The organism is Brevibacterium moorei (assembly GCF_024580735.1).
GTDB lineage: Bacteria > Actinomycetota > Actinomycetes > Actinomycetales > Brevibacteriaceae > Brevibacterium > Brevibacterium moorei.
Window position 1 is genome coordinate 292,189 of the sequence record NZ_JANIJX010000001.1, and the last position, 22,978, is coordinate 315,166.

Annotated in this window: 21 protein-coding genes and 1 tRNA gene; 10 read left to right on the forward strand and 12 right to left on the reverse strand. The window is 68.0% G+C overall.

Going from position 1 to position 22,978, the window contains the following annotated elements; translation table 11 throughout:
• Window positions 1-7 precede the first annotated feature (7 nt).
• The 4 genes from NQ034_RS01330 to gcvH all read right to left on the reverse strand — a co-directional run bounded on the left by NQ034_RS01330 (window position 8) and on the right by gcvH (window position 2,967).
• Entirely contained in the window at window positions 8-1,402 is a 1,395-nt protein-coding gene (locus tag NQ034_RS01330) for a class II 3-deoxy-7-phosphoheptulonate synthase (RefSeq protein WP_257046655.1), read from the reverse strand.
• A 166-nt stretch (window positions 1,403-1,568) separates the two neighbouring features.
• Window positions 1,569-2,048, reverse strand: a complete 480-nt coding sequence (locus tag NQ034_RS01335) for a bifunctional nuclease family protein (protein WP_257046583.1) — start codon at window positions 2,046-2,048, stop codon at window positions 1,569-1,571.
• Between the two features lie 53 nt (window positions 2,049-2,101).
• Window positions 2,102-2,566, reverse strand: coding sequence for an FHA domain-containing protein (locus NQ034_RS01340; RefSeq protein ID WP_257046584.1), 465 nt, complete (start codon window positions 2,564-2,566; stop codon window positions 2,102-2,104).
• Complete coding sequence (gene gcvH, locus NQ034_RS01345; RefSeq protein WP_257046585.1) at window positions 2,563-2,967, reverse strand: glycine cleavage system protein GcvH; 405 nt, start codon at window positions 2,965-2,967, stop codon at window positions 2,563-2,565. The genes NQ034_RS01340 and gcvH overlap by 4 nt, the downstream gene beginning before the upstream one ends.
• Before the next feature lie 265 nt (window positions 2,968-3,232).
• Between gcvH and NQ034_RS01350 the strand changes: the two genes are divergently transcribed.
• Together NQ034_RS01350 and budC are read left to right on the forward strand one after the other, a co-directional pair.
• A tRNA-Pro gene (locus NQ034_RS01350) sits at window positions 3,233-3,306 on the forward strand.
• A 121-nt stretch (window positions 3,307-3,427) separates the two neighbouring features.
• The gene (budC, locus tag NQ034_RS01355; protein WP_257046586.1) at window positions 3,428-4,213 is read left to right on the forward strand and encodes a meso-2,3-butanediol dehydrogenase; all 786 of its coding nucleotides are present in this window, start codon (window positions 3,428-3,430) and stop codon (window positions 4,211-4,213) included.
• Here budC and zapE read toward each other — a convergent pair.
• The gene (gene zapE / locus NQ034_RS01360; protein WP_257046587.1) at window positions 4,206-5,297 is read right to left on the reverse strand and encodes a cell division protein ZapE; all 1,092 of its coding nucleotides are present in this window, start codon (window positions 5,295-5,297) and stop codon (window positions 4,206-4,208) included. The genes budC and zapE overlap by 8 nt on opposite strands.
• Before the next feature lie 98 nt (window positions 5,298-5,395).
• On the opposite strand from zapE, the gene NQ034_RS01365 reads away from it, so the two are divergent.
• Window positions 5,396-6,166 (forward strand): potassium channel family protein, encoded by a 771-nt coding sequence (locus NQ034_RS01365; protein ID WP_257046588.1) that lies wholly within the window; start codon window positions 5,396-5,398, stop codon window positions 6,164-6,166.
• 10 nt (window positions 6,167-6,176) lie between these two features.
• Window positions 6,177-7,244: a calcium/sodium antiporter gene (locus NQ034_RS01370; RefSeq protein ID WP_257046589.1), complete on the forward strand. Its 1,068-nt coding sequence runs from the start codon at window positions 6,177-6,179 to the stop codon at window positions 7,242-7,244.
• Between the two features lie 44 nt (window positions 7,245-7,288).
• On the opposite strand, the gene NQ034_RS01375 is transcribed toward NQ034_RS01370, so the two are convergent.
• Window positions 7,289-8,101 (reverse strand): HAD family hydrolase, encoded by an 813-nt coding sequence (locus NQ034_RS01375; RefSeq protein ID WP_257046590.1) that lies wholly within the window; start codon window positions 8,099-8,101, stop codon window positions 7,289-7,291.
• Between the two features lie 56 nt (window positions 8,102-8,157).
• Between NQ034_RS01375 and rraA the strand changes: the two genes are divergently transcribed.
• Complete coding sequence (gene rraA / locus NQ034_RS01380) at window positions 8,158-8,625, forward strand: ribonuclease E activity regulator RraA (protein WP_257046591.1); 468 nt, start codon at window positions 8,158-8,160, stop codon at window positions 8,623-8,625.
• 18 nt (window positions 8,626-8,643) lie between these two features.
• On the opposite strand, the gene NQ034_RS01385 is transcribed toward rraA, so the two are convergent.
• Window positions 8,644-9,519, reverse strand: a complete 876-nt coding sequence (locus NQ034_RS01385; protein WP_257046592.1) for a tyrosine-protein phosphatase — start codon at window positions 9,517-9,519, stop codon at window positions 8,644-8,646.
• A gap of 86 nt (window positions 9,520-9,605) precedes the next feature.
• On the opposite strand from NQ034_RS01385, the gene NQ034_RS01390 reads away from it, so the two are divergent.
• A complete protein-coding gene (locus tag NQ034_RS01390; protein ID WP_257046656.1) occupies window positions 9,606-10,880 on the forward strand; it encodes an MFS transporter in 1,275 nt (424 codons plus the stop codon).
• On the opposite strand, the gene NQ034_RS01395 is transcribed toward NQ034_RS01390, so the two are convergent.
• Window positions 10,877-12,457 (reverse strand): carboxylesterase/lipase family protein, encoded by a 1,581-nt coding sequence (locus tag NQ034_RS01395; RefSeq protein WP_257046593.1) that lies wholly within the window; start codon window positions 12,455-12,457, stop codon window positions 10,877-10,879. The two genes, NQ034_RS01390 and NQ034_RS01395, sit on opposite strands and share 4 nt — an antisense overlap.
• A gap of 45 nt (window positions 12,458-12,502) precedes the next feature.
• A complete protein-coding gene (locus NQ034_RS01400) occupies window positions 12,503-13,036 on the reverse strand; it encodes an adenine phosphoribosyltransferase (protein WP_257046594.1) in 534 nt (177 codons plus the stop codon).
• Window positions 13,037-13,122: 86 nt separating this feature from the next.
• Here NQ034_RS01400 and opgC point away from each other — a divergent pair, with 86 nt between their 5' ends.
• Entirely contained in the window at window positions 13,123-14,271 is a 1,149-nt protein-coding gene (opgC, locus tag NQ034_RS01405) for an OpgC domain-containing protein (protein ID WP_257046595.1), read from the forward strand.
• Between the two features lie 5 nt (window positions 14,272-14,276).
• Here the strand turns inward: opgC and NQ034_RS01410 are convergent, their stop codons facing one another.
• Entirely contained in the window at window positions 14,277-14,777 is a 501-nt protein-coding gene (locus NQ034_RS01410; protein ID WP_257046596.1) for a GNAT family N-acetyltransferase, read from the reverse strand.
• Window positions 14,778-14,985: 208 nt separating this feature from the next.
• Between NQ034_RS01410 and NQ034_RS01415 the strand changes: the two genes are divergently transcribed.
• Genes NQ034_RS01415 through NQ034_RS01425 form a run of 3 tightly spaced genes read left to right on the forward strand, consistent with a single transcriptional unit; the run spans window position 14,986 to window position 18,396 of the window.
• Window positions 14,986-15,495: a TRAP transporter small permease gene (locus NQ034_RS01415; protein WP_257046597.1), complete on the forward strand. Its 510-nt coding sequence runs from the start codon at window positions 14,986-14,988 to the stop codon at window positions 15,493-15,495.
• A gap of 28 nt (window positions 15,496-15,523) precedes the next feature.
• Entirely contained in the window at window positions 15,524-17,077 is a 1,554-nt protein-coding gene (locus NQ034_RS01420) for a TRAP transporter large permease (protein WP_257046598.1), read from the forward strand.
• A gap of 32 nt (window positions 17,078-17,109) precedes the next feature.
• Window positions 17,110-18,396 (forward strand): type 2 periplasmic-binding domain-containing protein, encoded by a 1,287-nt coding sequence (locus NQ034_RS01425; RefSeq protein ID WP_257046599.1) that lies wholly within the window; start codon window positions 17,110-17,112, stop codon window positions 18,394-18,396.
• A 28-nt stretch (window positions 18,397-18,424) separates the two neighbouring features.
• Here the strand turns inward: NQ034_RS01425 and NQ034_RS01430 are convergent, their stop codons facing one another.
• Together NQ034_RS01430 and NQ034_RS01435 are read right to left on the reverse strand one after the other, a co-directional pair.
• Entirely contained in the window at window positions 18,425-19,735 is a 1,311-nt protein-coding gene (locus NQ034_RS01430) for an MATE family efflux transporter (protein WP_257046600.1), read from the reverse strand.
• A 24-nt stretch (window positions 19,736-19,759) separates the two neighbouring features.
• A complete protein-coding gene (locus tag NQ034_RS01435) occupies window positions 19,760-22,978 on the reverse strand; it encodes an acetyl-CoA carboxylase family protein (protein ID WP_257046601.1) in 3,219 nt (1,072 codons plus the stop codon).

A 22,978-nucleotide genomic window follows, 5' to 3' on the forward strand; every position in this document is an offset into this window, starting at 1 on the left:
GCCGGGCTCATCCCTGGCGGTGGGCGCGCAGGCTCTCGGCGACCTGGAAGGCCATCTCCAAGGACTGATCGTGGTTCAACCGCGGATCGACCAGGGTCTCGTACCTGCGGCGCAGGCCCTCTTCGTCGATCTGTGCCCCGCCGCCGAGCACCTCGGTGACATCGTCACCGGTCAGCTCGATGTGCAGACCCGCCGGGACGGTGCCGGCCTCGCGGTGCGAATCGAAGAATCCGGCGACCTCGTCCATCACGTCCTCGAATCGGCGGGTCTTGTAGCCCGTGTTCGAGGTGATCGTGTTCCCGTGCATCGGATCGGAGACCCAGGCGACCTGCGGCAGGTCACCTGCGACCTGCATCAACAGCTTCGGCAGGCGCTCCCTGATGGCACCGGCACCCATTCGGGTGATGAAGGTCAGGCGGCCCGGTTCGTGTTCGGGATCGAGCTTGTCGGCCAGGAACCGGACCTCGTCGGCGGTTGCGGTGGGACCCAGTTTCACCCCGATCGGGTTCTTCACTCGGGACAGGAAGTCCACGTGCGCCGAATCCGGCTGCCGGGTCCGCTCGCCGATCCACAGGAAATGTCCCGACACATCGTAGGGTTCCCCCGTGCGCGAGTCGATCCGGGTCAGTGCCCGTTCGTACTCCAGCAACAGGGCCTCATGGGAGGCGAAGAACTCGGTGGTGGCCAGGGTGGAGAAGTCCGCCCCGCAGGCCTCCATGAACTTCAGCGCACCGTCGATCTCGCCGGCGATCGCCTCATAGCGCTGGTAGTTGGTGTTCGAGGCCAGGAAGCCCCTGTTCCAGGAGTGGACCCTGCGCAGATCGGCGAAACCGCCAGTGGTGAAGGCCCGGATGAGATTGAGCGTGGCCGCCGAGGTCTGGTAGGCGCGCAGCAGCCGGTGCGGATCGTGCCGCCTGGCTTCGGCGGTGAACGCGTGGTTGTTGACGATATCGCCGCGGTAGCTGGGCAGGGTCACACCGTCGCGGGTCTCGGTGTCGGCCGAGCGGGGCTTGGCGAACTGGCCGGCCATCCGGCCCATCTTGACCACGGGCATCGAACCACCGTAGGTCAGCACCGCTGCCATCTGCAGGACCGTCTGGACGCGACGGCGGATCTTGTCGGCGGTCGCGTCTTCGAAGGCCTCCGCGCAGTCCCCGCCGGCCAGCAGGAAGGCGTTGCCGGCGGCCGCCTGGCCGATTTGCGCCTTGAGGCGGTCGGCCTCGCCCGCGAAGATCAGCGGGGGCAGGGCGCTCAACTGCGTGCGGACTCCGGCGAGTTCCTCTTCGTCGAGATAGGTGGGCTGCTGCAGGGGATTCATCGCGCGCCAGGCGTCGAGCCCTGCGATGGTCTCTTCTGTGGCGGTCGCATCGCCGTCCACTTGCGTGTATTGCCGCGAATCCAGGTTCACGCGCGTGCTCCTCTGTAGATGCGGCCGGCGGATCTCCGTCGACCGGGTTGGTGTACCGCCATTCAATGTAGCGGTCTGCATGACGAGGGGCGGGGGCGGTTCACAATGCGAACCCGCCCCCGCCCCTGGGTGTGGCACCGGGTGCCCGGTGCGGACGGCCTCAGCCGTCTCCATTCTCGAAATCCTCCGGAGACACGTGGTCGAGGAAGTCCCTGAACTGGGCGACTTCCTCCTCATCCGGCTGCGGGGCGTCGATGCCGGCGGAGTCCAGGAGGTCGCCCGTGGTATAGACAGGACACTGGGCCAGGAGGGCCAGGGGAACGGCGTCCGAGGGCCGCGCGTCGAGGACCTTGCCCATACTGGTGTGGATGGCGGCGTGGAACACGTGCTGTTCCTGAGCCGTGATCACCACTCGCTCGGGTGCATCGTCGTAGGCCCGGAAGATCTCGAGCATGAGATTGTGGCTCAACGGCCGGGGCGGTTCGAGCCCGCGCAGCACGATGCTGACGGCCTGGGCCTCCGCCGTGCCGATCCAAATCGGCAGGAAGCGCGGGGCATGGGCCGCCTTGAGGAGGAGGATCGGCTGATTGGCCGGCATCTCCACCCGCACACCCACTACTTCGAGCTGGATATCGGACATGATCCCCTGTTCTGCGAAACCTTGGTGCCGGACGCCCCGGGGACGCCCGCTGGTCAGTTCTGGCGCGGTCGCTGCTGGAAGACCATCCGGAACTTGCCGATCTGCACGTCCGCGCCGTTCTGCAGTTCGATCGAATCGATCAACTGCCGACCCACATAGGTGCCGTTGAGCGAGCCGACATCGCGCAGGATGAACCCGGAGGGGGTGCGAACGAATTCCGCATGGTTACGCGAGACCGTCACATCGTCGAGGAAGATGTCGGCGTTGGGGCTGCGACCCACCGTGATGGTATCCGTGTCCAATAGGATCTGGGCGCCGGCGTCGGGGCCGGAGACCACGACCAAAAGGGCGTCTGAGTCCTCAATGTGCTCCAGGTTCGACACGGGATGGATCTCACCCGTCTGCGGGTTCACCACACCGGGTACCGTCTGTCCCTGTGCGCCAGTCGCCTGGACCTGCTGAGCCGAAGTCGCCGGCGCCGGGTTGGGCCGACCATCGGGAGTGTTCTGCGACATCATGCCACCTCATTCGCAACGAAATCCGCATACGCCGCGGAGTCGAGTAGATCGCCCAAGGCCCCGTCTCCTTCGAGCGAGACGGTGAAGATCCATCCCTCACCATACGGGTCGGAGTTGATGACTTCCGGACTGTCGCCTAGGGATTCGTTGACCTCGACGACGGTCCCGGTGACCGGCGAGATCAGATCCGAGACGCTCTTGGTGCTTTCGACCTCACCGCACTGTTCACCGGCCGTGACGGAATCACCCACAGCGGGGGCCTCGACGAAGACCACGTCACCGAGGGAATCCTGTGCGAACGCGGTGATCCCCACGCGCACGGCTCCGTCACCATCGGTCCCCGCGGCCCATTCGTGATCGCGCGAATACCGGAGTGCGGCCGGATACTCCAAGGTGGCCATTGTGTCTCCTGACATAAGTAGTACGTGCAGCCCGTGAACGGGTTGATAACACAAGCATAACGGCACCGCGGACTCCACGTCGGAACCCGCGATGGTCGTCTGCGTGTCCCACGCCCGCCCGTCCGACTGCCACAAACCTACCACCTTGTGTGGGATGAGTGGGATGTGCCACAAAATCCCCCTACGACCGATTCCGTTTTGCATTCGGCCGCAGAGTCGGTATAGAGTTATCAACGTTGCTCAGCCAATGAGAAACGGCATGCAACGGGTTGTGGCGCAGCTTGGTAGCGCACCTGACTGGGGGTCAGGGGGTCGCAGGTTCAAATCCTGTCAACCCGACAAAATCACCCGACATCGGTTTCCGATGTCGGGTTTTTTGTGCCCTCTGATCCAGGAATTTCCTCATCCGCCCCGTGGTTAACAGCTGCGTACGCAGCATTTACGGAGAACAGGGGAAACCATGACACATACGCCTCGCTTCCAGGACAAGGTCGTCTTCATCACCGGGGGCGTCTCCGGAATCGGAGCCGCGGAATCCAGCCGCTTCCTGGCCGAAGGTGCCACCGTCGTCGCCGCCGATGTCTCACAGGCCAATATCGACGGCTTCACCGGCGGGCTGGATGCGGAACTGGCCGGACGCTTCCACACGATCATCCTCGATGTCTCCGACCCCGCAGCCGTGACAGCGGCAATCGACGGAATCGCCCAGGAGCACGGGCGCCTCGACGTACTCGTCGCCAATGCCGGCATCGGCCTGTTCGGCAGTGTGACGGAAACCGACGATGCGGGTTGGAACCGCATCATGTCGATCGACCTGGGCGGCGTCTTCCACACCGCCCGCGCGGCGCTGCCCCACCTCATCGCCTCCCACGGTTCGATCGTCTCCACCGCCTCGATCTCCGGGATGGGTGGGGATCCTGCGATGGCCGCCTATAACGCCGCCAAGGGCGCGGTCATCAATCTGACCCGCTCGATGGCCGTCGACTACGGCCACTCCGGAGTCCGCGTCAACGCCGTCGCCCCTGGGCCGGTGGCCACCCCCGCCCTGCAGCCGGTACTCGACTCCAAGCCCGAGGTCCGCGAGGCCTATGCCACCTCGATCCCCCTGGGCCGGGTGGCCCAGCCCAGCGAGATCGCAGCGGCAGCGGCCTTCCTCGCCTCTCCCGACGCCTCCTTCATCACCGGGGTGACTCTGCCGGTGGACGGCGGCCTGACCTCATGGACCGGGCAGCCCTCCTTCAGCTGAGCCGCCCGGCTCCACGTTTTCCGGGCCGGAGTCGACCCTCCACCGCCGCCGCGCGCATGCCCTCCGCGGGCTGTTCGCGCAGCATGGCGAGCCGGCTCTGAGCCCGGAACATATCTGCCGGCAGCGCCCGCTCCATGTCGACGAACTCAGTCCGCGGCACACTGGCCACCACCGTCAGCATCCGATCAGCATCGACGAGCACATCGAGCAGATCCACCAGGCGCTTGCGCGCATTTCTGCTCATTCCGGAGACCGCCGGCACCCCGGTGACGACCCAGGCGTCGAACCGTCGGGCCAACTCGAGATAGTCCCCACTGACACTGCCGACCTCCAGCAGATCCGCGAAGTCGAACCAGACCTCCCGTCCGCGCACGGCCCTGGCGCGCAAAGCGTGGTGCGCCTTGAGCACGGATGTCGCCTCCTCCCCGGTCGGGGCGCGCAGACCGGCGGCGGCCAGCTCTGCGACGCCGCCGTGCCCAGCGGGCGCAACGATCCAGGATCCGCGGGCGAAGCGCTCGGAGCCTGAGCCGGGACGCCGATAGTCCACTCCCCCGTCGAGCAGACGGACCTCGAAGTTCCCCCTGATCGTCCGGATGCCCGGCACTGCCACATGGTGGTAGAGCCGGTGCGGCAGGAGTCCCTCCGGTTCGTAGTTGGAGGTGATGAGCGTCGGAACCGAGCGGTCCACCAATTCCGCCAAGAGGTGATTGAGCAACGACGCCCCACCCGGATCGTGGATGTGCAGCTCGTCGAAGAAACACAACCGGATGCCGTCGAGCAGCGCGTCCACCGTCTGTTCGATGGCACTGCGGCTGCTGCCCCGCCCGGCCAGTCCACGCTGCATCCGCTCGAAGAAGGAATGGAAGTGGATGCGCACCTTGGCATCATCGGGCACCGGTGCGGCAGCGAACGCCCGCCCCGCCAGCCAGGTCTTGCCCCGCCCCGCAGGGCCGTGGATGTAGTACCCGGCGGGTGCTCCGACGGTGGTGTGCCCACTCAGATAGTCCGATAGTTCATCCTGCAGGGCGACCTGCCCCGCATCGGGTTCCGGATCCGTCAAAGCCGCAGCTGGAACGTCATTCATATTCACCGGATAGCCTCAACAAACTATCCATCGCACTGCGAGGCGCCACTCGCCACACCCTTCAGAACCCGACCGGACACCGGCCATACGATGGACGCATGTACGGATCCCGCCTGGCCCGCTGGCAGCGCTTCACCGAATGGCCCCTGATGGCGGCGGCCCTCGTCTTCCTCATCGCCTATGCCCTGCAGGTGATCGACAAGGCCCATCCGCAGATCACGGCTGGTGCGGAGCTCGCCATCCGAGTGACGTGGCTGTTGTTCGCACTCGACTACCTGGTGTGCCTGTGCCTGGCCGAACACCGCCTGCGGTGGTTCGCCCGGCACCTGCTCGACCTGCTCATCGTCGCCCTGCCGATGTTCCGACCCCTGCGACTGATGCGCTTCCTCACCGTGCTCTCCCTAATCCAACGCGGGGCAGGGAACATGCTGCGCGGCCGGGTCCTCGCCTACACCGTGGGGGCCTCCCTGCTGACGATCCTGATCGCCGCGCTCGCAGTGCTCGACGCGGAGAACGGCCACGGTACGATCGACACCTTCGGCCAGGCCCTGTGGTGGGCATTCGAGACCATGACGACCGTGGGCTACGGCGAGTTCATCCCCGTGACCACCGCCGGCCGCATCATCGCCGCGGGCCTGATGGTCGGGGGCATCGCCCTGATCGGAACCGTGACGGCGACCCTGTCATCGTGGATCGTCGAACGCGTGTCCGCGGAGACCAACCGGGCCACGACGGCCGCCGAACACGCCACCGGGGCCCAGGTCGAGGCCCTGCGCGCGGAGATCGCGGATCTGCGCACTCTGCTCGAATCCCAAGACGCCGGAAAACGTTCTTCGGACTCTCCTCCCCACGTCCCGGGACCCCAGTAGGCTCGATACCATGATCGCCCCGATCCTCAGCCTGCTCATCGGCCTCATCGCCCTGATCGGCGGTGCCGAACTCGTCGTGCGCTCTGGCTCGAAGATCGCATCCCGCCTGGGCATCCCGCCCATCGTCATCGGACTGACCGTCGTGTCCATCGGCACGTCGGCCCCCGAACTGGCCGTGGGGATCGATGCGATCCACGCGGGCACCGGATCCCTGGCGATCGGCAATATCGCTGGTACGAACGTCGTCAACATCCTGCTGCTCCTGGGGCTGTCCGCTGCTCTGCTCCCCCTGCCCCTGGACAGGCAGACCCTGCGGCTGGACCTGCCCACGATCGTCGTGGCCTCGCTGCTGTTCTGGGCACTGGCCGCCGACGGCACCCTGAGCACGTTCGACGGGGCGGTCCTCTTCGCCTCGGCCCTGGCCTACACAGCCCTGCTCATCGTCTATGTCCGCCGGCAGCGGGCCGCCGGCGCAGGGCCCGAAATCGCACATACGGAGGCCGAGGTCTCCGCCGGCCTCGATGCCCGCACCGGCCCGGTGCCCCTGGTCCCGGCGGCACCGGGCGACAAGGCTATCCCCACCGCTGCACGGACACGGACGACGAACGCCGGCCGCTGGTACCTGCCCGGCCAGCTGGTGTTGCTGGCCATCGGACTGTTCGTCATCGTCAAGGGCGCCGATTGGCTGGTGGGTGGAGCAGAGGAACTGGCACGTGCAGCGGGGGTCTCCGACGCCTTCATCGGCCTGACGATCGTGGCGATCGGCACCAGTGCCCCGGAATTGGCCACAACCCTGCTCTCGACGATCCGCGGCGAGCGCGATATCGCCATCGGCAACCTGATCGGTTCCTCGACGTTCAACCTGACCCTGGTCCTGGGTGTCTCTTTGCTCGTGACCCCGGGGACCGTGCACATCGACCCCACTCTGGTGAGCCTCGACATCCCGATCATGGTTGCCGTCGCCGTACTGTGCATTCCGGTCTTCCTCACCGGCCGACGGATCTCACGGACGGAGGGGTTCCTCTTCATCGCCGCCTATGCGGTCTATCTGGGGTTCCTCATCGCCACCCGGGCCTGAGCCCCGGCTCCGCAGCGACGACGCGGAGTCGGGAGCCTGCAGGATCAGGCCAGCAGGTCCTCCACGATCGCGGCGAATCCGTCCTCGGCGTTCGACGGCGCCACGAGGTCTGCCGCTGCCCGCACGGCCTCGCCCGCGTTGGCGACCGCGTAGCCTGTGCCGGCCCAGGCCAGCATGTCGACATCGTTGAGACCGTCACCGAAGGCCACGACGTCGCTGCGGTTGATTCCCAGGTGGGCGCACAGCCGGTCGAGGCCGCTGGCCTTGGTCACTCCGGCGGCCATGAGCTCGACGAAGGGCGCGCCCGACAGGGTCATCTCGAAACCGCTCAGTCCCAGCCCCCTGGCAGCTGCGAACAGCTCGGCGGTGGAGACCGTGGCGTGGCGGAAGACCAGTTTGAGGCTGGCGGCACCCACCACCTCGGCCCGGGTGGAACCGTGCATCGTGTGCGGATCGCGTTTGTGATCGTCGAAACTCGACAGTGCGGCATAACCGGGCTCGGCTACGAATCCTTCGCCGGCGTCCCTGATCGCGCCGAAGACCACGCCGGGGACCCGGCTGGACAGGGCGGTGGCGAACGGGGTGAGGATTTCGGGGGCGGCCTCGACCGTGTACAGGACACGGCCGGTGGCCAGGTCGAGGCCGTAGGCCCCATTGCCGCACAGGGCCCAGGAATCGAAGCCGGTTTCCGCGCCGATCGCCCGTAGTCCATTGGGGTTGCGGGCGGTCACGGGCACCACGGGGACACCGGCCGCCCGTGCGGCGTCCAGGGCCGCCCTGGTCCGCGGACTGACATGTCCGCTGGGATCGAGCAGGGTTCCGTCGAGGTCTGTGGCAATGAGGCGTGGAGATGGCACCGGACCATCCTATCGCCGGCCGGACCGTGCCAGGGCGGGCCTGTAACCTGTCACACATGAGCATGACGACTGCCGACCTATACGATCTGCGCGGCGAAGAACTCGATTCCCTGTCCCTGCAACTGGCATCGATCGGAGGACGTTCCAGTTTCGACGGTCCGGTGCGCACGGTGCGCTGCCACCGTGACAACGCGCTGGTCAAGCAGGTCCTCAACACCCCCGGCGATGGCGCCGTGCTGGTGGTCGACGGCGGCGGCGCATTGGAATCGGCCCTGGTCGGCGATCTCATCGCAGCCGCGGCAGCGGCCAACGGCTGGGCAGGGGTGATCGTCAACGGGGCAATCCGCGACCGCGCCCAGATCGGCGCGCTCGACTTGGGACTCAAGGCGCTCGGATCGAATCCCCGCAAGTCGGCCAAGGACGGCGCCGGCGAGGTCGACGTGCCCGTGACCATCGACGGGGTGCTGTTCACTCCGGGCAAGCACGTCTGGGCCGACTCCGACGGAGTACTGGTCGAACGCTGAGTGCCCGGGCCCGCCTGGCTAGGACACGAAGCGCTCCCCCAGCCGTTCCAGCGTGTCGTCTGCCAGTCCGAGCCCATCGACGAAGTAGCCGCGGATTCCGCCGAAGTCCTGGCGCACCTGGGCCAGTGAGGTCTCCAGGTACTCCGGTCTGACCTCGAGCATGGGCAGTAGCAGATCGCGCGGGATGCCCTGGGCCTCGGCGCGCTCCAGGTACCCCTCCTGCCTGGGCAGGTAGTCCACGTTCGTGGCCAGGTAGTCGGCGAGGACGTCATCGGGGTCCGCGCCCAGCAGGAGCAGGAGCGAGGCCGCCGCCCAGCCGGTCCGGTCCTTGCCCGCCGTGCAGTGGAACAGGGCCGCCCCGCCGGCTTCCGGTGCGGCGAGCGCGGTGAACAGCTCGCGGTAGGCGCGCCTGGCACTGGGCAGGATCACGAAGTCGCGGTACGACCGTTTGAGGTAGGCGCCCTCCGGTTGGGCGCGCAGAAAGCGGGCGACCTGCGCTGGGTCCTGGGAGGCCGATCCGGTGTGGGCTGCCGCGGAGTGTTCGCTGTCGGCCAGGACATCGCATACGCTCAGGCTGACCCCGGCCGGGTGCTTATCCGGGGCGTGGTCGCGCTCCGGGCCGGTCCGTAGATCGTAGACTCGTTCGATGCCCAGGGCGGTGAAGTCTGCGAAGGATTCCGGGCGCAGCCTGTTCAGCCCGGCCGAACGGTAGAGCAGACCCGATGCGATGCGTCCTCCGGCGACGGGGATGGAGCCCAGGTCGCGCAGATTGACGATGCCCTTGACCCTGCGCCGACGGTGGGCCAGGTCGGCGGGGTCCGCCGCATGCGGGCCCTCGTCGGAGGTCTGGGGCGTGGGAGTCCGGGTGGAACTGGGCTGTGGCGTCATCGTCATGTCTGTGAGCTTAGACCACGCCCGGCAGCTGCCGGACGTGGACTGGGTGTCCGCGCGGTTCGATGGCTTGATAACTTGGCGAAGTGATGAAACGCAATGACGCCGCTGTCCCTCCTGCCGCACGCCCGCCGCTGGGCCGGCAGGATCCTCTGTCCCCTCTGGTACCCGCCGGCCTGGTGGCCATCGCCGTGTTCGTTGCGGCGTTCAATCTCCGGCCCGCTGTGGCCTCCTTGGGAGCGGTGTTGGATCAGGCGGTGGGCGAGCTGGGCGGCACCCCCACTCTGGCCGGACTGCTCACCGCGCTGCCTGGCCTGTGCTTCGCGGTATTCGGAGTGCTGGCGGTTCCGATCGCACGGCGGACCGGTCTGACCGGCGCGTTGACCCTGGGCATGCTGATCGAGCTGGTGGGACTGGCACTGCGGCCCTGGGTATGCGGCATCTGGTCGTTCGTGTTCCTGACCGGACTGTGCGTCATCGGCATCGCCGTTGGCAATGTGCTGCTGCCGGCCTTCATCAAGCGTCACGGCGGGGTCCGCACCGTGGCGCTCATGACCGTGTATTCGACGCTGTTGGGCGTGGGCTCGACGATCGCCCCGCTGACTGCGCTGCCGTTCGGGGCCCGCGCCGACGGTTGGCGCTGGGGACTGGCCGTATGGGCGATCGCCGGAGCCGTCCAATTGCTCGTGTGGGTCTTCGTCTGGCCCAGGGCCGGCTACGACCTGCCACCGGCGACTGCAACGGACAGGGCCGCCCACACCCGCATCTGGAAGTCGCCGACGGCCGTGGCCATCATGCTGTTCTTCGGTCTGCAGTCGATGAATGCCTATATCCAGATGGGCTGGCTGCCCACAATGCTCGGTGACGGTGGCGCTTCGGCATCCCAGGCCTCGCTCGCGCTGGCGATCACGGGCTTCATGCAGATCCTGGGCGGTCTGGTGATGCCGACGATCACCGCGCGGGCGAAGAATCTGTGGCCATTCACGGTCCTGTTCGCCCTGCTGATGACGGCCGGCTATGCGGGCATCCTGGTGGCGCCGGCTGCCGGTTGGCTGGCCTGGGCGCTGCTGTTGGGCCTGGGTGGCCTGTGCTTCCCCACCGCGCTGAGCCTGATCACAGCGCGCACCCGCGACCCCATGGTCACCGCGCGGCTGTCCGGGTTCGCGCAGCCGGTGGGCTATCTGCTGGCGGCCGCGGGACCGTTCCTGGTCGGCACCGTCCACGGTGCGATCGGCGGCTGGACGCCGATTCTGGTGGTCCTCATCATCCTGGGACTGGTCCTGGCCCTCTTGGGCTTCCGGGCGGCCAAGTCCGCCGTCGTCGACGACGAATTGGCCGCCCACTCGGCCGACGGCCGGGCCTAGTCCCCGGTGGCTCCCTGTACATAGGCCGCCAGGGCGGCGCGCCGGGCGGAGCGGGGATCGGACTCCACCCGCGGCTGCGCATCGAGGATCAACGTGCGGCGTTCGCGCTCGTCGAAGCCGGGCCAGTCGCCACCTGGCTGCCCGGTCCGCGCGAAGGAGCCCCAGAGGTCCATCATCCGGGCGGAGAACCGCGCATCACGGCTGTCGCCGGCGGAGTCCCCCTCTGCCATGACCGTGGCCCGCGAGCGCCCGAAGACGTGGGGGATCTCGGCTCCGTGGGTCGCCCCGAAGGCACCGAACCGGGGGTCTTCCGAGACATAGTCGAAACGGTAGAGCCAGACCGGGTTGTGGCGCGCGTGCAGTTCCGCCGCGCACACCGTGGGGTACCAGAAGACCGCGTCACCGCCGAGTCGGGGCGCGTCGCGGGGGTAGTCGGGGTAGGCCGCGAGGACCTCGGGCCAGCCGGGTGCCGCGGCGAAGACGCGCTCGAGGGTCTCGGGCAGCACCGGAATCGTCTCCCCTCCCCCGGCCTGCGCTCCGATGGCGAACAGGGTGCCCTCGTTGTCGTTCGTGCCGATGAGCAGTGGCACCGCCGCCGCACTCCCATCGGCCAGTGCCGCCAGCGGTGCGCTCGGCAGCGACTCCCCGTCGACCACGGGTCCGCAGATCATCAGTCCCGGCGCCAGCTCGGGGGCCTGTTCGTTCAGGGCCTCGAAGGCCTGCAGGAGCTCGGCGGCCGAGGCCCGGGCCAGGCGCTGGGCGCGCTCGGCACTGCTCGTCTGATCCGTGGCGAGGTCGTCCAGCAGCACTTCTGCCCACCGGCCGGCCTGTTCGACCGAGAGCATGGAGGCCGGGGCCGGGGATTGGGCTATCGCCCGGTGGAACAGCCCGTGGGCGTCGGGCATGGCCATCAGGGCGAGCACGGACATGGCTCCGGCCGATTCGCCGAACACCGTGACCGCTGCGGGATCTCCGCCGAAGGCCGCGATGTTCTCGCGTACCCAGTCCAGGGCACGGATCTGATCGTAGAGGCCGACATTTGACTCGAAGACGTGCTCGGGGCCGGACAGGGCACTGAAGTCGATGAAGCCGAAGGGCCCCACCCGGTAGTTGGGGCTGACCACGACACAGCCGGTGCGTTCGGCCAGCACCCTGGCGTCGTAGTTGCGATTGACGCCGATGGCGAAGGCACCGCCGTAGATCCACACGAGCACGGGCAGGGGCCCGTGTGATTCCGTGTGCGGGGTGACGATCGTCAGGGTCAGACAGTCCTCGTCCATCTCCGGGTTCTCGCCCACTCCGCCGAAGGCCTCCGGCCTGGGAGTCTGGACGGGAGCGGGACCCCAGGAATCCGCAGTGAATACGGTCGTGCGCATTGCGGGCGGGACCGGCCTGCGGAACCGCAGCTCGCCCACCGGCGGGGCGGCGAAGGGGATCCCGTACCAGGCGTCCGTCGCCCCCTGTGCCAGCCCGCGCACGGGGCCCTCGGTCGTGTGTCGCAGGGGGCCGGCGGGGCTGTCCGGGGTCGGTGGGATGGGGTCGAAGTGCACGGCGGTGTCCGCCTTTGGATCGCTCATGCGTCCATAGTAGTGGGTCCCATCACACCTCTACACGGCGATCTCTCAGGCGCTGAACACCGTGTGCAGGGTGTTGTCGGCCAGGCGCGCCCGCCCGCCCAGGTCCGCGATCTCGAAGAGCACCGCGGTCCCCGCGTGCACGTATCCCAGCCTCTGCAGTAACTCACGGCTGGCGCGCAGAGTGCCGCCGGTGGCCAATACATCGTCGATGAGCAGAATGCGCGAACCGGCGGGCAGATCCGTCTGCATTTCGATGGTTGCGCTGCCGTATTCGAGCGTGTACTCCTGGTGCCCGGCCGGCCGGGGAAGTTTGCCGGCCTTGCGGATCGGGACCAGACCGCACCCGCACAGTCCGGCCGCCACGCCGGCCAGCAGGAACCCGCGGGCCTCCACGCCGGCAATCGCGTCGAAGGAATCGGCGAACGGGGCGATGAGTGCGGCTGCCGTGGCGTGCAGGGCGGGGCCGTCGGCCAACAGCGGCATCACGTCGCGGAACACGATGCCGGGCTCGGGGTGATCGGGGATCGAGCGGATCAGGGACTGGGCGCGGGCGAGGGCGGGGGCTGTGGCTTCGTACACGCTTCAAGGATATCCCGCCCCACCACCACAGCCCGCAGACAGCCCGCTGCCAGTGTTACCCAACCGTTACCTTTACCATGGAGATGATGAACGACAAGGCGAACAGTGCAGCGGGCGGCACCCCACCGGACCCACAGCCCGCTTCACCCGTGCGCAGGCGGATCGTGGAGCTCGACCTGCTGCGCGGGTTCTTCGTCATCGTCATCATCCTCGACCACCTGCAGATGTGGCCCTCGCCTTTGTACCTACTCAGCGGCAAGGGCCTGTTATGGGGTTCGGCCGCCGAGGGCTTCTTCCTGGTCTCTGGCTTCCTCATCGGCTATATCCGCGCCTACAAGGGCCGGACCAAACCCCTGCGCGAACTCACCGTGGTGCTTCTGCGCCGGGCCCTGAAGCTCTACCTGTGGGGCATCGGCATCTCCTTGGCGATCATCGGCTTCACCCTGTTGGTCGGCGGGGATGGCCGCCTGCCCAAGCTGCCGACCGAGGACCAGCTGGCGACTCCGTTCGCCCTGTTGCGCCATCTGGTCACCATGGACGCGTTCAACGACTGGATCTACTTCCTGCGCCTGTACGCGGTCATGCTGGCCGTCACCCCGATCTTCCTGTGGTTCGTCCGCCGGCGCCTGGCCTGGCTGGCCGCCCTGCTCAGCGTGGCCGTCTACGCGCTGAGTTTCCTCCAGGAGATCCCCGATGCGGAACTGCAGTGGCAGCTGTACTTCTTCGGAGCCGCACTCATGGGCTATCGGTTCGAGGACGTGCGCGCCTGGCTGCGCGGGCGCGCCGGGTTGAAGACCGGTTTCGGCTGGACCCTTGTCGTCCTGCTCGTCACGACGACCAGCCTGAGCGGGCTGACGGTGCACGCTCCCGGGTTCTGGGATCGCATCGGCCTGTGGGATTTCTACCAGTGGTTCCAGCCCGCCACCGCCGATTTCTTCTCGAACAACCCGACGATGCCGGGCCGCGTGGCTCTGGCCTTCCTGTGGTTCGCGGGCTTTTTGGCCCTGTTCCACATCCTGCGCACTCCGTTGGAGAAGTACCTGGGCTGGCTCCTACTGCCCTTCGGCACCATGTCGTTGACTGCCTACTGTCTCCAGGCACTGGTTCTGCCCCTGTTGGTGCTGGTCTTCGTGCCCCACGGGGTGGTCGTCAATACGATCCAGGGATTGCTGTCGATCGGTATCATCTGGTTCCTGCTGGGCAGGCGCAGCGTCCAGCGACTGCTACCGCAGTAGCCGATTCAGGCGCACAGGTCCTTGAGCAGGATCGCGATGCCCTCTCCCGTGCCGACCTCGCGGAACCCCAGGCGGGCGAACAGGCCGATGGCCGAGTTGGTCTGTGCGACACCGGCCGACACCCCGGTGGCACCGTTATAGCGCAGCAGCCCGAACAGCGCATGCAACAGCCGAGTACCCAGGCCGGAGCCCTGACTGTCCCGATCGACCGCTACCAGGAGTTCGGGAATCGTCTCGGAGACGAAGCCCGCACCGGCCTCGGCCGCAGGGAAAATACGCGCCCAGGCAGCGCCGAGCACCCCCGTACCGTCGTCCGCGACGGCCAGCACCCCGATATCTCCCGGCCGCCCCCAGCCGGCCAGATAACCGGACAGCTGTGGATCGCGCAGGGCCTGCGCGGCGGTGAGTTCGGGACGGTCCAGCGACCAGTTCGCGCTGGCGGCGAGGAACGGTGCCAGCGACTCGCCGCCGGCCGGGCTCGGGTCTACGGGGAGGATCTTCACCATGTCTGCAACTGTAGTCGCTTATGAGCAGGCATCTAACATCCTGAAGAAACACAGAAACATACTTCTTGCACATAAAATGCATTTTCTATACTCTGATGCATTGTAGGTGACTCCGCTCTCCTGCACCTTTCGATCCAGTGGGATCATCGCCGATCCCGTTCCCACCCCCAGACCATCCCATCCCTCATGAAGGCAAAGGCGGCTTCATATGCAGCAGGCCCATTCCATCCTCAACCGGATCCTGTCCGCGTTGACGGCCATCGCGGTGGTCGCGATGATGCTCCACGTCATCGCCCACGCCCTGTCCCGGTTCCTCTTCTCCGCTCCCCTCTACGGCACCAATGAGATCGTGTCCTTCTGGTGGTTGCCGGCGATCGCGCTGCTGGGCATCCCCGCGGCCCACCTGCAACGCGAACACATCACGGTCACTCTGCTGACCGAGCGGCTCGGCCCCACCTCCGCCCGGGCCTGCCAGATCTTCGCCGCATGTGCCGGAGGGCTGCTCAGCGCCGGCCTGATGGTGTTCGGCCTCCGGGAGGCGATCGAGAAGATGACGATCGGCGCCACCGCCGGGGTCACCGAGATCACGACCTGGCCGGTGTACTTCCTGGTCCCCCTGGTGTTCCTCGTCATGACGCTGTGCTACGTCCTCGACGTCTTCGTTCCCGTCCACCGCACTGCGAGCGCCACCGTCGACCCCGCCGAATCGGCGCTCTGATCCCAACACGTACGAATCCGAGGTCCCTATGAACCCCGACGCAACGACCACGGCGAGCCCAGCCGACCGGTCAACCACTACAGGCACCGCCGGAACCGGCACCGGCCCGACCACCCTCCTGCCCAGGGCGCACCGCCGTGGCAGACCACGCGGCACCGGCTTCGCCGTCTGCCTGGTCCTGCTCACCGTCACCCTCATCGGCTTCTTCCTCTCCCCCACTGGCCCCGTGGCCGGACTGTGGTGCCTGGCCATGATGCTGGTGCTCATGTTCATGTCCGTCCCCGTCGCCCTGAGCCTGGCCATTCCATCGGTCATCGGCGTCTACGGCCTCTCCGGCATCCCGGCGACCGTCAACATCCTGGCCACCGCACCCTTCCACACCGTCTCGAAATGGTCTTACTCGGTCCTGCCCATGTTCATCTTCATGGGCATGCTGCTGGCCCAGTCGGGGATGGCGGCGAAGATCTACCGCGCCACAGACCGCTGGTTCTCCTGGCTGCCGGGCGGCATCGGCATCGGCACCACGGCAGCCGGAGCCGGCCTGGCCTCGGTCTCGGGATCGACCATCGGCATGACCTACACCCTGGGCCGCACCGGCATCCCCGAAATGCTCAAGGCCGGATACGACAAGCGCATGGCGGTGGGCACGGTCATCGTCGCGGGTCTGCCCGGGGCGCTCATCCCCCCGTCGATCCTGCTCGTGGTCTTCGCCGGTATCGCATCGGTTCCCGTCGGCCCCCAGCTCATGGCCGGCGCGGTACCCGGCATCCTCATCGCCGTGACCTTCGCGCTGTTCATCCTGCTCATCGGTTTCGTCAAGCCCTCCCTGGTCGGCAGACGGCCCGGTGCCGCCGGGGGCTCCACCGCCACGTGGAAGGAGCGCTTCTCCTCGCTCGGGGAGATCTGGGGCTTCCCCGTCATCATGCTGGTCCTGTTCGGCGGTATGTTCTCCGGTGCCTTCACCCCGACCGAGGCCGGTGCCGCGGCCGCGTGCACCGCGATGATCCTGACCCTCATCCACACCCGTAAGGACAAACCGCTGGGCAAGGTGGCAGTAGCCGCCATGAACACGGTCTCGGCCACCGCCTCGATCTTCTTCATCATGATCGGCGCCGAGATGCTGACCAAGCTCCTGGCGATCACCGGACTGGCCCCTGCCATCACCTCGTACATCACGGGGCTGGGCCTCTCCCGCTTCGCCTTCCTGCTCATCCTGGTGCTGCTCTACCTGGTGATGGGCATGTTCTTCGACACCATGTCGATGATGCTGCTGACCGTTCCGATCCTGCTGCCCACCCTGTCCGCCATGGATGTCAATCCCCTGTGGTTCGGAGTGTTCGTCGTTCTACTGGGCGAACTCGGTATGATCACCCCGCCCGTGGGCATCCTGTCCTTCATCGTGCACAACATCACCAAGAACCCCGCGGTGAACCTGGGCCAGACCATCACGCTCAAGGACGTCTTCGTCTCCCTGACCTGGTTCCTGCCCGTTGCGGTCCTGTTCCTCGTCCTGATGATCGCGGTTCCCCAGATGACCGACTGGCTCCCCGCTCTGCTCGAACGCGCAGGAGGCGCCCAGTGATCAGCAAGTCCCCTTCCGAAAGGCAGAACCCCATGAAACCAGGCCGCAGCCGCCTCCGCACACTCGGCCTCCCCCTCATAGCCGGCGTCGTGAGCCTGGCCCTGAGCGCTTGTGCCGGATCCGTGGCAGGCGGCACCTCCGGAGGACTGGCCGGCGGTGGAGGCGGAGGCTATGCGCCTGGCGCCGACCAGGCGACCATCGACGCGGCACTGGCCGACCTGCCCGAGGTGGAACTGACCTTCCAGCCCTCGGCGGCGTCCGCGGCTTCCATCCAGGCCCCCTCGGGCAACGTCCTGGCCGCGGCCATCGAGGAGCGCTCGGGCGGGAAGATCAAGGTCGACACGGTGTGGGGACAGGCCATCGCCGGCTATTCCGAACTGTTCGACGCCCTGTCCGACGGGCGCGTGGACCTGGCACTGGCGCTGCCGGTCTACCAACCCGCGGAGTTCCCCGCCACCAATGCCGTGGGCGAGGCCCTCGGTGGGCTTCCGTCCTCGCCCTACACCGGGGAGATGATCACGAACGCCGTGGGCGTCGATGTCGCCTGGAACACTCCTCAGGTACTCCAGGAATACGAGGATCAGAGCGTCTACCCGATCGCCCCCTTCATCGCCTCGGGCGGCTACTACTCGGTTTGCACGAAGACCGGGGTCTCCGAATCCGACTATCCGGGCAGGCAGGTCCGCATCGCCTCGAAGGCGCAGAGTGGCTTGATGAGCCGAATCGGCGCCTCCCCCGTCTCCATGGAATACACCGAGGCCTTCGAGGCCATGCAGCGGGGCACCGTGGACTGTTCGCTGGCGCAGCTGGTCACCGCGGCCGAGGGCGGGCTGTTCGAGGTCGCCCCCAATATCGGCTATATGACCGACACGTCGATCTCCCGCAGCGCCAGCTCCCTGGTCGCCGGCAAGAAGTTCGCCGAGCTGCCCCTGGGCTACCGGCAGATCATCTTCGACGTCTACGCCGAGCACTTCCATGGACAGCTGCAGACCGGCATCGGCGGCAATGCGGCAGCCGTGACGGCCGCGAAGAAGGCAGGCGGCAAGATCGAACGCTTCGATGATGCACTGCAGAAGGACGTGGCGGCCTTCAACTCGGAGAACCGCAAGAAGATCGCCGAGTCCGGTATCGCCGGCGACGATCTGGCCGAACGGGTCGAGGCGGCCGCCAGGAAGTGGACGGCCAAGGCCAAGGAACTCGGCTACTCCGACAAGGGCACGACAGCGGACTTCGACGAGTGGTACGACCCGAAGAGCGACTACCGCCCGATGGGCGAGGCGGTCTACCAGGACGTCATCCTCCCCCGCCGACCCTCCTGATCACCGGCGCGCAGGGGCCCGCGGCAGTCTAGCCGCGGGCCTCTGCGCGTTCGATCCAGGCATCGCCGCGCATCCGCAGGCCCAGGCCGATCCCACGGAAGGCCAGGAAGCCCCAGCAGAAGCAGGCCCACAGGCCCCAGGTACCCCAGCCGGCGAGGTGCCCCAGCCAGCACAGCAGGGCGAATCCCAGGAATGCGCCCAGCTGTGCCAGGGCCAGATAGCGGGAATCCTCAGCGCCCATCAGCACCCCGTCGAGGGTGAACACATAGCCGCCCAGCGGCAGGCTTGCGGCCAGCACCAGGATCAGGACCGTCAATGCGGGCCGGACGTGCTCGTCCGAGGTGAACAGCGCCGGAAGCCAAGGCGACAGACAGGCCATGACGACGCCCGTGATGGTGCCGAAACCCACACCCCAGCCGATCAGGCGCCGGTGCACGGCGTGGACCTCGGCGCGCCGCCTGCGCCCCAGCTCCAGGCCGATGAGCGCCTGCCCGGCGATCGCCAGTGAGTCCAGCACCATGGCCAGGCTGTTGAACAGCGTCTGGGCGACCTGCACCGCCGCCAGCTGCACGGTCCCCTGAGCTGCGGCAAGGGCGACCAGCACCAGGATGGCGGCCCGCAGCGAGGCGTTGCGCAGCAGCAGCCAGCCCGACATCCGCGCGGCGTGGAAGACCCCATGGAAATCCGGCCGCAGCCTGGCACCGTAATGCCGGGCCGCCAGCACCGCGATCCACGCATAGGTCAGGCACATGAGTCCCTGTGCGCACACGGTGCCCAGCGCCGAGCCCGCCACACCGAGGTCGAGGCCGTAGATGAACAGGGCGTTGAGTGCGATGTTGACGGCGAAACCACCCGCCGCGATGGCCAACGGCACCTTCGTGTTCTGCAGCCCGCGCAGCAGCCCGGTGCCGGCGATCACGATGAGCATGAACGGCAGGCCCCACCAGGAGATCGTCAAGTACTCCCGGGCCAGGGCCGCGACCTCGGCGGTCGGGTTGAACCAGCCCAGTGCCGTGTCGAGCAGGGGCAGGCCGGCCGCCACCAGAATGACCGAGGTGGCGGCAGCCAACCACATCCCGTCGATCCCAGCGCCGATCGCCCCCGGTCGATCGCCCGAGCCCAGGAAGCGCGCGACCCGCGGCGTGGTGGCGTAGGCGAGGAAGACCATGAGACCCAGCACCGTCTGCAGCAGGGCCCCCGCCAGGGCCAGCGCGGCGAGGGCCTCCGGTCCCAGATGGCCGACCATCGCGGTGTCCGCCAACAGGAAGACCGGTTCGGCCGCCAGGGCGCCCAGGGCGGGCAGCGCCAGGGCGATGATCTGTTTATCGCGTGAGTGCACGATGTCCCATCCTAGGCGGACCGCTCAGGACCGGATCCGGCTACCCCGCTCATCGTGCAACAGGCCCAGCCACGCCCGCGTGTCCGCAGGGTCGATGACGTCGTCGATGTCGAAGGTCTCGGCCGCCGACATGGCCCGGCCCTGCTCATAGAGGCGGTCGAGCAGCCGGGTGAACAGCGCATCGCGTTCCTCGCCTTCCGGCACCGCGGCCAGCTCCTTGGAGAACCCCAGGCGCACCGCGCCCTCGAGCCCCATCGGGCCCAGTTCGCCGGAGGGCCAGGCTACGGTGAAACGGGTCTCGTGCAGCGAGCCGAAGCTCATCGCCATCGCCCCGAGCCCGTAGGCCTTGCGGATCACCACGGAGCCGGTGGGCACTGTCAGCGCGGCGCCGGCGCAGAACAGGTCGCCGAAGGCGCGCACGCCGGGCTCCCGCTCGGCTTCGGGTCCGACCATGAAGCCGGGGGTGTCGATGAAGGCCACCAGCGGCAGGCCATAGGACTCGACGAGGCGCAGGTGCTGGGTCAGATTCCGCGCGGTGTCCACGTCGATGGCCCCGCCCAGGTGCCGATTGTCATTGGCGACGAACCCGACGGGAGCGCCGTCGATCCGCGCGAAACCGCAGATCGCCCCGCCGCGGGCACCTGAGCGCAACTCGGTGAAACCGGTGTCGTCGAAGACATGGCGCAGCAGGGAGCGCATATCGAAGGCACGTAGCCGGTCGGCCGGCACCGCTGCCCGTAGGATTGCGGCCCTATCGGGCGCAGCCGGCTCGGTTCCACCGGTGGCGTCCTCCTGCCCACCCGCAGCGGCTCCCTCACCCGCTCCGCCTGCGGCGAACATGGCCAGGTAGTCACGGGTGGCAGCCACGGCCTCGGCGTCGCCGGGGACGACCAGGTCGACGGCTCCCGAATCACGGTGCACGCGGACGGGGCCGACGTCCTCGGGCCGGTAGTCGCCCAGGCCGCCACCGGAGATCATCGCCGGGCCGCCCATTCCCAGGTTGAGGTCCTCCGTTGCGATGATCACATCGCACACTCCCGCCAGCGCCGCGTTGCCGGCGAAACAGCGGCCCGAGGCGATCGCGATCAGCGGCACCCGCCCGCGCAGGCCCGCGAGCGCGGCGAACGTCCCGACGTTGAGCTGGGGGCCCGGAGGGATGTCGGTGTCGCCGGGCCGCCCGCCGCCGCCCTCGCAGAAGAAGACGATGGGCAGGCCGGTGTCCCCTGCCACGTGGAGGAGTCTGTCGGTTTTGGCGTGGTTGCGCGCTCCCTGGGTGCCGGCCAGCACCGTGTAGTCGTAGCTCATGACGACCGCGCGGACGTCCCCACGGTCCGTGCGCACTGTGCCGATCCCGCCGACCAGCCCGTCCCCGCGGGTCCGGTCGATCAGATCGGCGTGCGAGCGCCTGGCCCGCTGGGCGGCGATCGCAAGGCCGCCGTATTCGACGAACGTGCCGGGGACCACCAGTTCGGCCAGATTCTCCCTGGCCGTGCGCCGACCCCGGCGATGGATCTTCTCCACGTCGGCCGGGTGTGCCTCATCACTTGTTCCCGCGTGCCTGGCCACGGCCTCTGCCACTGCCGGGTGGTCGACCAGCTCGGTGCTCGCAGCCCCCGTCCGGTCGGTATTGCCCGCAACGATCGCGAACACGGGCTGGCCCTCGGTCACGGTGTCGCCGATTGCCACCAGGGCGCGCGCCGCGGTGTGGGGTGGGGCGGGAATCGCATGGTGCATCTTCATCGCCTCGATGAGGCCCAACTCGCCAGGCCTGGCCTCGAGCGAGACGACGGTACCCGAGAGTGGGGCGGGTACCGGGGTCTCGTCCACGGCCAGCTCGACCGCGGGCGCCTCTGTGGCCTTGGCCGGCGCCGCATCGGGCCCCGTTCCGGTCTCCGGGATCGAGGCGAGGAGTTCGGCGCTGCGCGCATCGAAGGTGCCGGTATCCGCGTGGCCGGGCAGGCCCGCGGCGATGACCGCGCGCTGCAGGCCGATGTTCGTCTCCACCCCCGTGATGCGGGTCTCCAGCAGTGCCCGGTCCAGTCGGGCCACGGCCGTCTCCAAGTCATCGGCCGTGACGATGAGCTTGGCCAGCAGGGTGTCGTAGCTCGCGCCGATCCGGGTACCCGAACGCACCCAGGTGTCGACTCGCACATGCCGGTCCAGGGGGAAGTCGGCTGATGCCAGAGTGCCCGTCGCCGGGTGGACCGTGCCGTCAGCGCTCATCCGCTCGGCGGTGATCCGCGCCTGCACCGATGTCCGTCCCGTCGGCTGCCCGTCCGGCAGAGCGGACATCTCCAGTCCCTGGGCCAGACGCAGCTGGGCGGCCACCAGGTCGATGCCCAGCACCTCCTCCGTCACCGTGTGCTCGACCTGGATGCGCGGGTTGACTTCGAGGAAGAACCAGTCGTCGTCGGTCACCAGGAATTCGACGGTGGCCAGCTGGGTGTAGTCGATCGCCTCCAGCAGGGTGCCTGCGGCCGCGTGGATCGCCGTCCGGATATCCGTGGGCACCGTAGCCGGGGCGATCTCGAGGAATTTCTGGCGGCGGCGCTGCAGGGAGCAGTCCCGATCGCCCAGGATCCTGATCCCCTCGGCTGTGCCCAGCGCCTGGACCTCGATGTGGCGGGTGCCGGTGAGCCAGCGTTCGGCCAGTAGCCGCTCGTCGCCGAAGCCCGCCGCGGCCTCGGCGGCGGCCCTGGCGAACAGGGCGTCGACATCATCGGCGGGGCCGATCGGCACGATCCCCCGGCCCCCGCCGCCGGCGACTGCCTTGAGTGCGATCGGGCCCCCGGCCTCACGTTGGAAGGCCCTGGCCTGTTCGGGCCCCGCCAGCACGCCGGTGGCCGGTATCGTGTTGATCCCCAGTCCTGCGGCCAGTGTCTTCGCCCTGTCCTTATCGCCGACGGCTTCGATCGCCGCCGGGCGGGGACCGACGAATACGGCGCCGGCGGCGGCGACCGCCCTGGCGAACTCTGCGGATTCGGACAGGAATCCGTAACCGGGGTGGACGTAATCGGCGCCCACGCGGCCGATCACGGCCGCCAGTCCGGCGATGTCCAGGTAGGCCCCTGCTCCCAGGCCCGGCAGTTCGACCGCCCGGTCGGCCAGGCTCACGTGCAGGCTGTCCGCGTCATCGGCGGGGTGGATGGCGACGGTTGTCATGCCCAGATCACGGGCGGTGCGCATAATGCGCACGGCGATCTCCCCGCGGTTGGCGACCAACAGGACGGGGGCTCGGTTCAC